We start from the raw sequence: 16806 nt of genomic DNA, 5'->3' as shown, positions 1-16806 counted from the left end.
TATCAGCATGTTTTATTTTTTAAATAAAAAAGTTAAGGGAATATCTACTCTTTTTTGCCATGATAATTCTGAATGATTGGTTCCTTCAAAGAATAAATTCTTAAAATTGGCAGAGTTATAACCATTATTAAGAAAGATGGAATCTACTTTTGGTGCGTATTGTGGATAAAACTGATCTAAGGTTTTATTTCCATAGTCAAAATACATTTTATGTGATTCTGAATCTGGTAAATTGGCTTCTAAATAACTAAAAATTGCATTTGGTAACCGATTAGTTTCTTTTGGAGTACCACCAACCCAATGCGTAGAAATACACGCTGCTCCTGCAAAAACTGTAGGATATTCTGCAACTGCATACATAGACATTAAACCGCCCATTGATGACCCAGCTACAAAAGTGTTTTCTTTATTAGTAAAGACTGAATACGCAGTATCTATATAAGGTTTTAGCTCTTCAACTAAAAATTTAAGATATGCATCTCCTTTTAAATTTGTACTAAAATTATTTTTTGCTGCTTCTTTATACAAAGTATCTTTATCTTCTTTTGATAAAAAATCCATCGCTTTTTCTGGAAACAAATCTTGCCAACGAATTTTAGGAATGTTATGAATGCCAACAACAATAAAATCTCTTACGGTGTTTTCTTTCATTAATTTCGAAGCAACTTCATCGATCATCCATTCTTGTTTGTTCCAAGTGGTGGTTGCATCAAACAAATTCTGACCATCATGCATATACAAAACAGCATATTTCTTTTCTTCGGAATAATTTTCTGGCAACCAAACATCCACGGGTCTTGGTATGATATTTTTAGACGGAAAACTGTCTACTCGAATTAATTTTCCACCTGCCAAAACAGCTTTATCTAACACAGTAGCAATAATTTTTGAAGCTACTTGTTGCTCTTTGGTTGTTTCTCTTTTTTGAGTTTTACAGGTAGTTAACAAAAGAATAGAAAAAAGAATGCTTAAAATTTTCATGATTGATCTCGTTTTAAAATGTTCTTGGTACAAGTTTGTTCGTCCCATATAAATTTACTCGAACTCACAGTTTGTTGTATTTTAGACCTCACAGGTTTTTTAAACCTGTGAGGTCTTTTCTAATTTAGTTTCGTAGTTAATAAAATCACTCCTTTTTGAGACAATTCAATTGAATCTCCCCACTTAAAATCTTCTTCTGTTACTACATTTTGTAAGGTTTTACCTGATAAACCAATTTCTGAATATCTTTTCAAATCGATTGTTATTGGCTTCTTATTTTTATTAATAATATGTACTACAACCTCATCATCTTTTATTCTAAACAAAAAATAAGTTCCTTTAAAGGGTGCAAAATGAACTGTTTTACCTTCGTGAATTGCTTTTGAATTCTTTCTAAAATTTAAAAACTTCTTTAGAAAAGATTGCATGTCTTTTTGCGCAGCCTCTAAACCTTCACCAGTAAATGCATTTATGTTGTCTCCTTGCCAGCCACCAGGAAAATCTGTACGAATCAAACCATGGTCTCCAGGTTTTTTAAAATCGTTCATTAGAATTTCTGTTCCGTAATAAATTTGAGGAGTTCTAGGCATTATCAAATACATAGAAAGTGCCATTTTGGTATTTTCTAAATCGCCATTTAATTGTGTGTAAATTCGACTCATATCATGATTATCAGGAAAAACCAACATATCTTTTGGTGATGCATAATGAAAATCATTGGCCAGACCTTCATACATTTTCACCAAACCAGTATCCCAAGACTCAGTTTCATTCAAAGCTTCTACTACTTTTCTTTGCATCGCAAAATCCATCGTAGCAGTTAAATTAGATTCATAACCATCTCTATTATTTGCGCCTTTTTGCCAATAGCCAATTAATAAGGGGTTGTAACTCCACTCTTCACCAACAATAGAAAAATTAGGATATTCATTCATAATTGCTCCTGCCCAATCGCTCATAAATTGTTTATCTGAATACGGATATGTGTCTTGCCTAATTCCGCTCAAACCAATAGTTTCTATCCACCAAATACTATTTTGAATGATGTATTTTGCCATAAACGGATTTTTCTGATTCAAATCTGGCATGGTAGCAACAAACCAACCGTCAGCCATTTCTTGTTTGTCTTTTTTAGACGCATAGATATCTTGATTGGAAGTTCTTCTGTGGTTGGATGTAATTAAAGCACCCTTATTCTCAAAATTTTCTTGATAATTTACCCAATCTTTAAATGGTAAATCTTTCATCCACCAGTGTTCACTACCGCAATGGTTTGCAACTTGATCCATAATTAATTTGATACCTTTTTCTCTAGCCTTGTCTGCTAGTTCTCTAAAGTCTGCTAAGGTTCCAAAACGTGGATCGATTTTGTATAAATCTGTTATTGCATACCCATGATACGATTGTCTTGGCATATCATTCATCAATAACGGACAAGACCAAATTGCAGTAAAACCCATATCATATATATACTCTAAATGATTTGTAATGCCTTTAATATCGCCTCCATGTCTTGCGTAATCATCATTTCTATTGATATTATTTTCTTTTAAAAAATGAATAGATTCTCCATTTTCATTCGCTTTTGAGGTTTTAGACCCTAGATCGTTTGTTGGATCTGCATTTGCAAACCGATCTGGAGTGATCAAGTACAAAACATCAGAACTATTAAAACCAACGTAATTATCTGCTAATTTTTCTCTTGATTTTAACTCGTATGTATGTGTTTTTCTGGTTCCATTTTTATCTATAAAAGCGATATCGAACTTTCCAGGCTTAGTCTGTTTATTTATATTCAAATCGATAAAAAGATAATTTTTACTTTTCGCTTTGTGTACTTTTTCTATAGAGACACCTTCATAAGAAATTGAAGGTGTAAACTGACCAATATTTGGTTCTTTTACTAATAATTGAAGCGAAGTATCTTTAAAATCAACAAACCAATTTGGTGGTTCAACTTTTTCTAAAGAAGTCTGTGTAATAGCAACTTCAGAAATATGTTCTTTACTTTCTTCACTTTTACATGAGAAAAGAAATACAAGACAAATTAATAAAATATTCTTTAATAGTTTCATTGGCTATGTTTTGAAACCTTCAATGTTTTAAAACATTGAAGGTTTGTAGTTTTTTATTCTAATTCTTCAAAATTATTTTTTAGCTTATTTTCTCTATGTACTTCTATAAAATTATTTTTATCTTCAAATAAATCAATCGTTTCTTTTCGTTTCAAAATTGTAGTCTTTGATGATATAATAGCTTTAAAAGAAGAATATAAATATTCTTGATAGTTCTCTGTAAATCCATGTTTGCTAGGATTTAAATGAATGTATAAAACTACATTTCTTAAATAATTTATACCTGTTATTCGATTTCGTTTAAATCGTACTTTAAACAAACTACCTTCTCTATTATATTTTTTATTTATTGCCTTTGTATAGGCATTAAATAGGTTAGAAAAAGGTTGAGATAATTTATCTAAATTTATTTTATCTATAATAGATAAGCTTTCAATCGACTTAATTTTGATTAATAGATGAAAATGATTTTTCAATAAACAATAAGCATAAATATCTGCAATTGGTACAATATGTTTTTTTAACAAATTCAGAAAATGCAAATAATTGCTGTTTTCAAAGAATAAATCTTCTTTATTGTTCCCTCTATTGTAAATATGGTAAAAATGGTCAGGCTCTAATACATCATATTTTTCCATATATTTAATTAATTTTATTGTTTGAAACCTCAAAGGTTTTAAAAACCTTTGAGGTTTATAATTTAAACAGTAACTAGATTATTAGGTGAAACTTTGACCAATTCTCCATTCACAAATATTTTTATGTCAGAAGTCCCTTCTAATTCAAAAGTTGTTTCATTCTGACTAATATTTACTTTTAAAATCTGATTTCTAAAATTTACTTTAAATGAATATTTTTTCCATCCTTTAGGAATTTTTGGCGCAAAAGAAAGTGTGTTATTCAAAACTCTCATACCCCCAAAACCTTCTACAATACTCATCCAAGTTCCTGCCATAGAAGTAATGTGCAAACCTTCTTCTACTTCTTGATTGTAGTCATCTAAATCTAAACGAGAAGTTCTTAAATAAAATGTGTAGGCTTGTTCTATTCTGTCTAATTTTGCTGCTTGAATGCTATGTACACAAGGCGATAATGAACTTTCATGCACTGTAAATGGTTCATAAAAATCAAAATGACGCTCTAATGCTTCTGTAGAAAAATGATCTTCAAATAGATAAAAACCTTGCAAAATATCTGCCTGCTTTATATATGGCGAACGTAAAATACGGTCCCAACTCCATTTTTGATTGATGGGTCTCTGCGATTTATCTAAATCTGCAACTGTAATTAATTCTTTGTCTAAAAAACCATCTTGTTGTAGAAAAATATTATGCTTTTCAGAATGCGGAAAATACATTTGAGCTGCTACTTTTCTCCAAGCATTTAATTCATCATCAGAAAAATTTACTTTTTCTTTAATTCTGATGTAATCAGAAATATGATCATTTTTTATAATATCGATATTTTCTAAAGCATACTCAATACACCATTTTGAAATATAGTTGGTGTACCAATTATTATTTACATTATTTTCATATTCATTGGGCCCTGTAACACCCAAGATTACAAACTTATTTTTAGCTGTTGAAAAGTTTGCTCTTTGGTACCAAAAACGTGCAATTCCTATCAAAACTTCCAACCCTTTTTCTGGAATATAAGCATAATCGTCTGTAAAACGATGGTAGTTAAAAATTGCAAATGCAATGGCTCCATTTCTGTGAATTTCTTCAAACGTAATTTCCCATTCATTATGGCATTCTTCTCCATTCATGGTAACCATTGGGTACAATGCTGCTCCGTTTGAAAAACCAAGTTTTTCAGCATTTTCGATAGCCTTGTCTAAATGATTGTATCGATATTCTAATAATGTTCTAGCAACCGATTGGTCTTTTGTTGCCATATAAAAAGGAATACAATAGGCTTCTGTATCCCAATAGGTACTTCCACCATATTTTTCACCAGTAAAACCTTTTGGCCCAATATTTAAAGTAGCATCTGTACCTAAATAGGTTTGGTTCAATTGAAAGATATTAAAACGAATACCTTGTTGTGCTTTTATGTCTCCTTCAATTGTAATGTCTGACATCTGCCAGATTTGCGCCCAAGATTCTTTTTGCATTTCTAATAAAGCATCAAACCCAAAATTTACAGCTTTGTCTAAAACTTCTTTTGCAGCAGTAACTAATTCGTCTTTATGATGATTTCTATCCACTACATATCCACCAAACTTATGAATTGTATAGGTTTGATTTTGTTGAATTTCTTGCTGATAACTACATGAGGTATAATTAGATGATTTCTCATTATTACAGCCTGTAATTACTTCTCTACCCTCTAAAAATAAGCGAGACTCCATAAAAGTACACGTATAAAAATGCGTTTTCATGGTTCTAGCTTCAATATAAGATTGCTCATTGCTTTGAGTGATTTTTAAAACATCCCAAAATTGATCATCCCAATTGGTATCTTCATTGGTAATTCCTGCATCTAAATAGGGAATATAGGTAATTTCAGCATTAGAGTTTAATGGAGTTACATTATAACTAATGGCACCAACGGCATCTAATTCTAAGCTTAAAAAACGTTTTGTAGCGACTTTAATTTCGATTCCGTTTTGTAAAACAGCTTCAAAACTTCTAGACAACCAACCTTCTTTCATGTTGAGTTCTCTTCTAAATTTTGACACTTCTTTACAGGTATGTAAGTCTAATTTTTCGTTGTTGATTAAAACATCAATTCCAATCCAGTTTGGTGCATTTAAAACTTTTGCAAAGTATTCTGGATAGCCATTTTTCCACCATCCAACACGCGTTTTATCAGGATAATACACACCTGCAATATAACTTCCTTGAAATGTTTCTCCTGAATAACTTTCTTCAAAATTAGCACGCTGTCCCATGGCACCATTACCAATACTAAACAGACTTTCTGAAGATTTTATTCTTTCTGGATTGAATTCTTCTTCTATAATTGACCAATCATTTGGTATGATATAATCTTGATTCATTGTATACTTTTTTTAAAAGAAAAGAGGGAAGAGAAAAGAAGTACTTAACTCTCTACAGTCTATTTTCTATGCTCTATATTTCTTGTTTCTATATTAATTTCTATTGATCAAATCTTGTATAAAACTTGTATTGATTTCTGTAAAATCTCTAAAATTATATTTTGCTTCAGATAGAACTTCACTATCTCCAATTCCAATAGTTATCATATTTGCGGCATTTGCGGCTTCTACGCCTGCAACAGCATCTTCAAAAACCACACAATCCGTAGCGTTAACGCCTATTTGTTTTGCCGCCAAAAGAAAAACTTCTGGATTTGGCTTGGCTTTTGTAACGTTATTTCCGTCTACAATAGTATCAAAATAAGCCAATAAACCCACTTTTTCTAGAATGGGCTGTGCGTTTTTACTCGCTGAACCTAAGGCTATTGGAATTTCACGATCCTTTAAAAACTGTAAAACTCTAGGAACATCTGGTAATATTTCTGACGCATCCATATTTTCGATATATTTTAAATAGTCTACATTTTTTTCGACCATCCAAGTACCAAATTGTTCTTTTGTTGCTTCTATTTTTCCAATTTCTAGCAGAATTTCTAAACAGCGCTTTCTACTGACACCTTTAAATAATTCATTTTGTTCTTTTGTAAATTCGAAACCTAATTCGTTTGCTAGCTTTTTCCAAGCTAAATAATGATATTTGGCAGTGTCTACGATAACCCCGTCCAAATCAAAAATAAATCCTTTTTTCATTTAATTCTCTTCTTGATAGCTAATTGCGTTCTTATTTGTGATTAATAAATTACAGAAACCAGCAATTACTAAACTTATTCCTGCAACAGTCATTGCATTAATGGCTTTTTCGCCTAATAAACTTGATACATAATTGATGCCTCCTAAAGCAGCTATAATTTGTGGAATTACAATAAACATATTAAAAATCCCCATAATTACACCCATTTTCTTTGGATCTACAGAACTAGACAACATGGCATATGGCATAGATAAAATACTACCCCAAGCAAAACCAATCAATACAAAACAATATTTTAAATTTTCTGGTGAAGCATAATTCATCAATAAAAAACCCACACCGCCTAAAATTAAAGAAAACATATGAACATATTTTCTATTGATATTTCTTTTGGCAGTGTAAAATGTTAATAACAAAGCAAATACCATAGAAGACAAACCATAAATCCCCATAGCAGAACCTACTAAATTAGAAGATTCTTGAAATTTTGTATTGGCAATTTTAAAAGCTTCCCCTTGCACTGCATCTGCCATATTAAAAGCAGTTTCTATGGGTACTGGAGTATTAAAAACATGTTCTGTTAAGGCAGGATTTGCCAAACTCCACATTGTAAAAAACGCAAACCAAGAGAAAAATTGAATGACCCCCAATTTTTTCATCGTGGTAGGCATGCTTCCAATATTGTTCAAAATATCTGGAATGAAGTTGTTCTTTTTTGCTTTTTCAAGTTCAAACTCCTCCATATCTTCGGGCGGATATTCATCTGTAGTAAAAACGGTATACAAAATACTGGCTAAAAAAACACAAGCACCAATTGCAAAAGCAACTTTTACAGACATTGGTACAACCCCAGATGCGGCTTCATTACTGACTCCTAATTGAGAAACCATCCAAGGTAAATTACTTGCAATCCAAGTTCCTATTCCAATAATTAATGTTTGAACAACAAACCCATAAGTTCTTTGAGATTGGGGTAGTTTGTCTGCCACCAATGCTCTAAAGGGCTCCATAGAAATGTTTATAGACGCATCTAAAATCCATAGAAAACCAGCTGCCATCCATAATGCAGGAGAATGAGGAACAAAAAACAATGCTAGTGAACTAAAAACGGCACCTACTAAAAAATAAGGTCTTCTTCTACCCCATTTTACGCTCCAAGTTCTATCACTCATATAACCAATAATGGGTTGTACAAGCAAACCCGTTAAAGGTGCTGCAATCCAAAGCATAGGAATTTCTTCTTTTCCTGCTCCTAAAGTTTGAAAAATTCTTGACATAAATCCGCCTTGAAGGGCGAATCCAAATTGTATTCCTAGAAATCCAAAACTCATGTTCCAGATTTGCCAGAAGCTTAATTTACGCTTTTGCATTATCGAATATTATTAATGAATATTACGACAAGTGTTTAGACTTATCAACTATTAAATTTGTGGAATGTAATTTATTGATAAATCGTAATAATGCAACAAAAATATATGAATTTTATCAAATTGATAAAATAAAGTTGTAAAAGTTACGACGACGGTTTCGTAAGTTTTAGTTTCTTGTAGATTCTCTTAATTTTAAATCGCTGGTAATCACAATGGTTTTTGGGTTGTATTCTTCGGCGTCTTTTTCTATTCTTTCAATGAGTGTTTCCACAACTTGCTTCCCCATGGTTAAACCGTGTTGTGCAATAGTTGTAATCGATGGAGATGCGTATGCTGAAATTTGACCATCTGTAAAACCTATTACAGAAATCTCATTGGGTATTTGTAAGCCTTTTTCTTTTGCTATTCTGATGGATTTTGCAGCATATATCTCGTTTACAGCAAAAATACCATCTACACCCTCTTTAAAAATAGTTCTAATTTGTTCTTTAATATCTTCACTTTCGTTGATTTCTACAATAATAGATGTGTCTACGTTAATATTATTTTCTTTCAATGCTCTTTCATAGCCCTTTCTTCTTAAAGCGCCAACATTTACATGCTCTGGGGTTGTAATTAAAGCTATTTTTTTACAACCATGATTTAAAAGATGTTTTGTGGCTTTATAACCAGCACCCACATCATCTACAACTACCTTATCGCATCTTATTTCATCTACCACTCTATCAAATAAAACCAATGGGATTTCTTCATTGACCAACTCTTTAAAGTGATTAAAATCTTTATTCGCTAAAGTTTCGCTGGCAATAGAAACAATCAAACCATCTACACTACCATTAGATAACACTTTTAAGTTTTCTACTTCTTTACGGTAAGATTCACCAGAAAAGCAAACCATAATTCTATAACCCTTTGTACTGGCACCTTCTTCAATTCCTTTAATTACCGTAGAAAAAAAATGATGCACTATTTTAGGTAGAATAACACCAATTAATTTGGTCTTCTGATTTCTTAATTGCAATGCTAAACTATTTGGTTTGTAGTTATAGTGATTTGCATATGCTTGAATTCTTTCTTTGGTTTCTAAACTAATTTCATGACTGTCTTTTAGGGCTTTAGAAACGGTTGAAGTTGAAACGCCTAATTCTTTTGCTATTGTCTTTATCGTAATTTTTTGCTTCATATTTTACAAAAATCAAATTTTATATGGCCTTTTTTGTTGATTTTTCAATAAAGTTATCAACACGAAACCGTTTTCGTAATTTTTCGTATGAGGAAAATAGAGTTCAACAACATATATTTACGAAGTGGAATGTAAATTTATTGTTAAATCAAAGTCAAATTTACAGTTATTATTTAACAAATTATACATGAAAAAATTTAAATTATTATTAATTGGAATTCTTTTGACTTCATCCTTTACCCTGTTTGCCCAACAAACAGTGAAAGGTGTCGTAAAAGAAAAAGCATCTGGCGAACCTTTGCCGGGTGTAAGTGTGGTGTTAAAAGGCACAACAATAGGTGCTGAAACCGACTTTGATGGGATCTTTTCTTTAGATAGATTAAAAACAGGAGATATTTTAGTTTTTAAATACTTAGGCTACTCTGACAAAGAGGTTATAATTGGAACGAACTTTAACATCACAGTTTCTTTAGATGAATCTGCAGAGCAATTAGATGAAATTGTTGTGATTGGTTACGGAACTGTTAAAAAAGAAGACCTAACGGGTTCTGTAGATGTAATTTCTGCAAAAGATTTTAATCGAGGAGCAGTAATTTCTCCAGATCAATTGTTACAAGGTAAAGCTGCTGGTGTTAGAATTACTAGTGCTGGTGGACAACCAGATGCCGCGCCAAATATTAGAATTCGTGGTGGTTCTTCTCTTTCTGGAAACAATTCTCCATTAATCGTTATAGATGGTGTACCATTAGATAATGGTGGTATTGCTGGTGTAGGCAATCCTCTAAGCTTAATAAACCCAAATGATATTGAAAGTTTTACAATATTAAAAGATGCTTCTGCAACAGCTATTTATGGTTCTAGAGCTTCTAACGGTGTCCTAATTATTACAACTAAAAAAGGAACTTCAGGTGAAGCAAAATATAATTTTTCAGCAATAACATCGGTTAGTGCAATAAGTGCTAGAAACCAAATTCGGGTAATGGATGCTAATACATTTGTAGATTTTGCTAAAACATTTTATCCAGATAACTTAGAGGCTTTAGGTGTGCCTGTTGGTTCTGTTAATACGAATGAACCAAGTACAATTGTTTCTTTAACAGACAAAGATGGAAACTCTTTTCGACGTCAAATTTTTAATTCAAATTGGCAAAATGCCATTTATAGAACTGCTGTTACAACAGATTATAATTTTGGTGTTAGAGCAAATCTATTCAAAAGAGTACCAATTAGAGCCTCAATAGGTTTTAATGATACCGAAGGTGTTGTAAAAACTAATGATTACCAAAGAATTACGGGTTCTTTAAGATTAACTCCTAGATTTTTTGATGATCATTTGAAAATAGATATTAATGCGAAAGGAACTTTAGTAGATAAAAATGCTATTGATGATGGTGGTGCTTTAGGCGGAGCAATTTCTATGGATCCAACAAAACCTATTTATGATAATAGTTCTATTTTTGGTGGCTTTTATCAACAATTGAGACCTTCTACAGATGCCAATGCACCGAATGCTAGATTAGGTGCAAGCAACCCATTAGGTGTTTTAGAACAAAGAACAAGACCTGAAGAAGTGCAACGTATATTAGGAAATATAGAATTAGATTATAAATTTCATAGTCTGCCAGAGTTAAGAGCAGTTGTAAATTTAGGTTTAGAAGCTTCTACTGCAGAAATTAATGAAATTTTTCAAGAAAATGCTATAAACGCTTACACATTAGTTCCTGACGATAGTCAACCACTAGGTACTTATATTTTTAATTTTGGAAGGAGTTATGGTGAAAAGCAAGATATTACAAATACAACTATGGAAGGTTACTTAGCATATCGTAAAGAATTAAATGAATCTTTCATTAATAATTTTGATGTGCAAGCTGGATATTCTTATCAGAATTTTAAAAATGAAGGAACTAAAGATCTTTTTATCAATGATCCTACTTCTGGTGTTCGAATTCCAAATATTAATCCATTGAATCCAACAAACAGATATTTTAACGAATTAAATTTACAATCATTTTTTAGCAGAGCTAACATCAACTTAGCCGATAAATATTTAGTTACATTATCTTTAAGAGCAGACGGATCTTCATTTTTCACTGAAGAAAATAGATGGGGTTATTTTCCATCAGCAGCCCTAGCTTGGAAATTAAAAGAAGAAAGTTTTATAAAAAACATAGAACAAATCAACGATTTTAAAATCCGCATTGGTTGGGGGCAAACAGGACAACAAGATGTTTCTGGTCAAGTAGGTTTTTATCCTTCTACACCACTATTTGAAATTGGTTCCCCAGAAAGTCAATATATAACTGGTGTAAATTTATACAATGCTAAAGAATTTAATCCTGATTTAACTTGGGAAAAAACAACTACTTACAATATAGGTGTTGATTTCGATTTTTTTAAGAATAGTTTACTTTCGGGTTCTTTTGATCTATATCAAAGAGAAACTACAGATTTATTGGTCGTAGCTACAGTTCCTCCAGGACAAGCGTTAAGTGATCAAGTAATACAAAATATAGGTGCTACAGACAGTAAAGGTTTTGAATTAAACTTAAATGTCAATGCGATAAGAAAAGAGAATTTAAACATTTCTTTAAATAGTAATTTATCCTATAACTTTACAGAAGTAACCAACTTAGAAGGGGTTCAGCAAATTAATGCTCCGAATGGTGGTCTTGCTATTGGAACAGGCAATATACTTTTGAGACATGCTGTTGGGCAACAAGCAGGTTCTGCTTGGGTTTTAAAACAAGTGTATGATACTGCTGGCAACCCAATTTTAGGTTCTTTTGTAGACTTGAATGGAGATGGAAATATCACTGAAGATGATAGATATTATAAAGCCATACAGCCTAACTGGACCTTTGGTCTTGGTTTTAACGTCAACTTTAAAAACTGGGATTTTAGTGCAAGTTTTAGAGGTCAATTAGACGGAGAAGTATACAACTCTAGAAAATTAACAAACGGAGTTATTAGAAATGTACAATCTACAGATGGAACATTTTTCAACAATGCGCTAGATTTTTCTGCTGGTGAAGCAAATCTTGCTTTTACAAATATTTTAGATCCAGTGCAGTACTCAGACTATTTCTTAGAAGGTGCATCATTTTTAAGATGTGAGAATATTGTATTAGGTCATACATTAAATAATGTGTTTAAAAACGTAGCCTTAAAAGTATATGGCGCCGTTAACAATCCGTTTTTAATTACCAACTATTCAGGACAAGATCCTGAGAATTTTTCAGGAATAGATAATAATTTCTATCCTAGAGCAACTATATATAATGTAGGTGTAAATATTGATTTTTAATACATACAATTATGAAAAATATAAAAAATAAGTTTTTAAAACTATTCACAAGTTTTGTAATTATTTGTACACTTTTTACAGGATGTATAAATGATTTAGACACACAACCAGAAATAGAATTATCTTTAGAAGAACTTTTAGCACAAGACCCACAAGCTGTAGAAGGTATATTATCTAGGTTATATGGTTCTTTTGCGCTGTCTGGTGCAGCTGGACCAGGTAGTTCAGATATTAGTGATGATGCTGGAGAGTCTCCTTTTTTAAGAGGAATTGTAAATCTACAAGATTTTTCTGCAGATGGTATGAAAAATAGATGGGGAGATAATGGTTTAGACCAATTAACAACCACAAGTAATTGGACCCCAGAAAATAAATTCTTTAGATATTTATACAATAGAATTTTCTTCACAATACCCCAGTGTAATAATTTATTGTCGATTTTACAAAATGTAGAAGTAGATAACAAAGAAGTTATTATTGCTGAGGTGCGTTTTATTAGAGCCTTAGCTAATTTTTATTTAATTGATGTTTTTGGGAAAGGAGTGATTGCTACAGAAGAAAATTACGGGCAAACAGATCCTTTACCCGAAGCTACACGATTAGAATTGTACAACTTGGTAGAATCAGAATTAGTAGCCATCGAACCTCTATTATTAGCTTCAAATAGTTACGGTAGAGCAACAAAAGGTGCAGCACAAATGCTATTGGCCAAATTGTATTTAAATGCAGAGACATATACAGGAACACCACAGTATGACAACGCTGCTATTTTTGCAAAAAAAGTAATTAATGAAGGTGCATACACATTGGTTGACAATTTTGTAAGCCTTTTTTCTGCAGATAATAATACATCAACAGAAATTATTTTCCCTTTAATTGCGGACGCGCAAGTAAGCCAAAGTTTTGGGAATACTACTTATATTGTTAACGGAAGTTTGTTAGCAGATACAACACCTTTAGCACAGTTTGGTGCTACTGATGGTTGGGGAGGTCACAGAGCTTCTAAAGCATGGTATGCTCTATATGGAGATTTGTCTACTACGACAGATGAAAGAGCAAAGCTTTTCTGGACAGCTGGTCATACCTATGAAATGACAGATTATAGAGAATGGACTAACGGATATCCATCAATTAAATTTAGAAATACAAACTTTATAGGTTCTTCAGTTCCTACAGATTTCTCTGGTACAGATTTCCCATTATTTAGATTGGCAGATGCTTATTTAATGTATGCAGAATGTGCAGTAAGAGGCTCATCAGAAGCAGATATTCCAACAGCTGTCGGATATATAAATACGGTAAGACAACGCTCTAAAGCTTCTTTAATTTCAGCAGCAGATTTACAAAGCAATGGGGCTAACGGTTTACCATTTATTTTAAACGAAAGAGCAAGAGAATTGAATTTAGAAGGACATAGGCGTACAGATTTAATCCGTTATGGTCTATTTACTGGAAATACATACTTATGGCCTTGGAAAGGTGGTGCAAAGGATGGAACGTCAATTCCAAGCACTTATAATGTGTATCCTATACCTTCTTCTGCCTTACAAGCAAATCCTAATTTAACGCAAAATCCAGGCTATTAATTTTAAATAACGCAAAGATTATGAAAAAATTTCTTAAAAATATTATTCCTATAGTTGCTTTTTTAGCAATCTATTCTTGTGCAGAAGATAGAGATGATTTTAGTATCAATTCTTCTGTAGTCGCTCCTGCTGTTGTAGAGCCAAGTACTACTACCATTAATTTAGTAGGTTTACAAAACCTACCAGACAATCCTGCTATAACTTTAGTATGGAACAAGGTTGATTATGGTGTGCAAACACCTGTTAATTATGATGTTGAAATTTCTAACACACAAACTTTTGACAATGTTGCATCGTTTAGCAATAATAATCAACGTACTATTTCTTGGACGGTAGACGAGTTAAATGTACAGGCTCAAAAAATTGGTTTGCCAGTAGAAATTGAAAGCGATTTGTATGTAAGAGTAGTTTCTTCTTTAGGCACAGATGATAGTGTTAGAGCAACTTCCGACGTTATAACATTAAAAGTTACTACGTATTTTGCATATCTTTTTGATGATTTTTACCTAGTTGGTCCCGCATCTAGAGCAGGATGGGAAAACAATAACAACAACCCTCCGTTATTTAGAACTGAAGCCAATGCCGACAAATATATCTATACTGGTTATTTTAATGCCGATGATTTTAAAGTTTTAGAAATGTTAGGACAATGGCAACCACAATGGGGCACAGATGATAATGTAACCTTAGCAGGAAACCCAGCAACAAGTTCTTCAGATCCAGGTCCATTTTCAATTGCTGCTGCTGGTTACTATACATTTACTTACGATTTTGCAAATAAAACGTTCTCTATTACAACATTTGATGATTCTAATAGCACAACTTACACATCTATAACTGTAAAAGGTTCTGCGACTGTAGACGATATTGCACTAACACAATCTACTTTCGATTCTCATATCTGGTATGTAAACGGTGTAGATTTAAAAAGTGGATCTGTAAATTTCATAGATAGTAATGGAGCAGCTTGGGGTAATGATAATGAGTTTCACGGTACAGCTACCATTAATGGTGGAGATATACCCACTACCGATAGAAATTATAATATTTCATTTAATGACTTAACAGGTGATTATATGATTATACCAACATTTTAAAATATATACAATGAAACATTTATTAAAATTAAGTTTACTTGTACTAACGGTTTTTATGTGGTCTTGTGAAGAGAATAATGAAATTATTATTACACCAACCTCTAACTTTACCCTAAACAACCCAGAGATACAAAATATAATTATAAACTCTAGCTACTCTTCAGATGCAGAAGCTTTTAGAATAACTTGGGAAGACAACAGATCTAGTGCTACTGGAGATTATAAAATTGAAGTAGCTACCAATGAAGATTTTAGTTCTTCTATTGAAATAGGTACAAGTACAGTAGATAGTTATGTATTTACTTACGGAGTATTAAATACTGGATTGCAAAGTTTAGCCTTAAATGCACTTTCTAATAACAACGTTTATTTTAGAATTGTAAATGGAGATTCTTTTACCAATTCGATAAACATGTCTATTCTATCAGCAAATATTGCAGTTGCACCACCTGTGCTAACATCTCCAAATACTGGCGATAGCTTTGTTATAGAACCCTCTAAAGCTGGTGATGTAATTACAACGGTAGCTTGGAGTTTTAGCAACAGCTCTAGTTTAATTATTACCCATGAAGTAGAAATGGCTATGGCAGGAACCGATTTTGCAAACATTGTTGTTGCGGGTTCAGTAGATGATACTCAATCTTTAGAAATTCTTGCATCACAATTAAATAATTATGCACTTACAGCTGGTTTAACAAAAGATGTTGCTGGAGGTTTAGATATTAGAATTAAATCTTCTTACACAGAAGGTGGAAATACAGTAAGTACATATTCTAACATAAATACCATTACAGTTACGCCAACAGATTTACTACCAAGATTTGCAGTTCCTGGTAATCACCAAGGCTGGCAACCAGATGAAACAGTTGCTGCCTATGTGCCATATATTGCAGCCTCTGGTATTGGAGATACAAATTATGAAGGTTTTGTCTATTTAGATGGAGGCTACAAATTTGTAGAACCAGATGTAGATGGAAACTTTGTATGGGGCAATACAGATTGGGAAGATGATGGTACAGCTTCTGGCATAATGTCTACAAGCGGTCCTGGTAATTTTCCAGACCAAGACGCAGGATATTACCTTCTTAAAGCAGATACTTCTTCTCAAGCTTATACAGTAGAACAAACCAACTGGGGTATTATTGGTGCAGCAACACTAGCAGGTTGGGGCGCAGATACAGATTTAGTTTTTAATAGAGCTACACAAGCTTGGTCAGCAATTATGGCTTTAACTGCAGGTGAATTCAAATTTAGAGCAAATGATGATTGGGGCATTAATTTAGGTCCAGATAATGATAATGATGGATCTTTAGATTTTGGTACAGGAAATAATTTTTCTGTTGATACTGCTGGTACCTATTTAATTACTTTAGATTTAAGTAATCCAAGAAAATATGCATATTCTATCGTTTTGCAATAAATTAATTATATAGTTAGACTGTCTGAAAA

11 protein-coding genes are annotated in these 16806 nt (G+C 32.3%); 4 read left to right on the top strand and 7 right to left on the bottom strand.

Translation table 11 applies throughout. The annotated features are described in order from the left end of the window. Positions 1-12 precede the first annotated feature (12 nt). The 7 genes from Q0998_RS06325 to Q0998_RS06295 form a co-directional block, all read right to left on the bottom strand. Positions 13-981 (bottom strand): alpha/beta hydrolase-fold protein, encoded by a 969-nt coding sequence (locus Q0998_RS06325; protein WP_299667739.1) that lies wholly within the window; start codon positions 979-981, stop codon positions 13-15. Between the two features lie 119 nt (positions 982-1100). Next, on the bottom strand, positions 1101-3056 hold the full coding sequence (locus Q0998_RS06320) for a glycoside hydrolase family 13 protein (RefSeq protein ID WP_299667738.1): 1956 nt from the start codon (positions 3054-3056) through the stop codon (positions 1101-1103). A gap of 53 nt (positions 3057-3109) precedes the next feature. Beyond that, positions 3110-3694, bottom strand: coding sequence for a transposase (locus tag Q0998_RS06315; RefSeq protein WP_299667735.1), 585 nt, complete (start codon positions 3692-3694; stop codon positions 3110-3112). Between the two features lie 62 nt (positions 3695-3756). Beyond that, on the bottom strand, positions 3757-6063 hold the full coding sequence (locus tag Q0998_RS06310; RefSeq protein ID WP_299667732.1) for a glycoside hydrolase family 65 protein: 2307 nt from the start codon (positions 6061-6063) through the stop codon (positions 3757-3759). Positions 6064-6156: 93 nt separating this feature from the next. Next, complete coding sequence (gene pgmB / locus Q0998_RS06305; protein ID WP_299667728.1) at positions 6157-6813, bottom strand: beta-phosphoglucomutase; 657 nt, start codon at positions 6811-6813, stop codon at positions 6157-6159. Next, positions 6814-8184 (bottom strand): MFS transporter, encoded by a 1371-nt coding sequence (locus Q0998_RS06300; RefSeq protein WP_299667726.1) that lies wholly within the window; start codon positions 8182-8184, stop codon positions 6814-6816. Between the two features lie 166 nt (positions 8185-8350). Next, positions 8351-9367 carry a LacI family DNA-binding transcriptional regulator gene (locus tag Q0998_RS06295; protein ID WP_299667723.1) on the bottom strand — a complete coding sequence of 339 codons (1017 nt, stop codon included), beginning with the start codon at positions 9365-9367 and terminating at the stop codon, positions 8351-8353. 187 nt (positions 9368-9554) lie between these two features. On the opposite strand from Q0998_RS06295, the gene Q0998_RS06290 reads away from it, so the two are divergent. From Q0998_RS06290 to Q0998_RS06275, 4 genes are read left to right on the top strand one after another with little or no spacing between them, the layout of a single operon-like run. Next, complete coding sequence (locus Q0998_RS06290; protein ID WP_299667720.1) at positions 9555-12674, top strand: SusC/RagA family TonB-linked outer membrane protein; 3120 nt, start codon at positions 9555-9557, stop codon at positions 12672-12674. 11 nt (positions 12675-12685) lie between these two features. Further along, positions 12686-14260, top strand: a complete 1575-nt coding sequence (locus tag Q0998_RS06285) for a RagB/SusD family nutrient uptake outer membrane protein (protein WP_299667718.1) — start codon at positions 12686-12688, stop codon at positions 14258-14260. A gap of 20 nt (positions 14261-14280) precedes the next feature. After that, complete coding sequence (locus Q0998_RS06280) at positions 14281-15357, top strand: SusE domain-containing protein (protein ID WP_299667716.1); 1077 nt, start codon at positions 14281-14283, stop codon at positions 15355-15357. Positions 15358-15367: 10 nt separating this feature from the next. Next, entirely contained in the window at positions 15368-16777 is a 1410-nt protein-coding gene (locus Q0998_RS06275; RefSeq protein WP_299667714.1) for a SusE domain-containing protein, read from the top strand. The last annotated feature ends 29 nt before the right edge of the window (positions 16778-16806 follow it).

Source organism: uncultured Polaribacter sp. (assembly GCF_947501385.1).
Classification (GTDB): Bacteria; Bacteroidota; Bacteroidia; order Flavobacteriales; family Flavobacteriaceae; genus Polaribacter.
The sequence above is the reverse complement of the archived record's forward strand: the minus strand, read 5'-3'. Positions and strand labels throughout refer to the sequence as shown.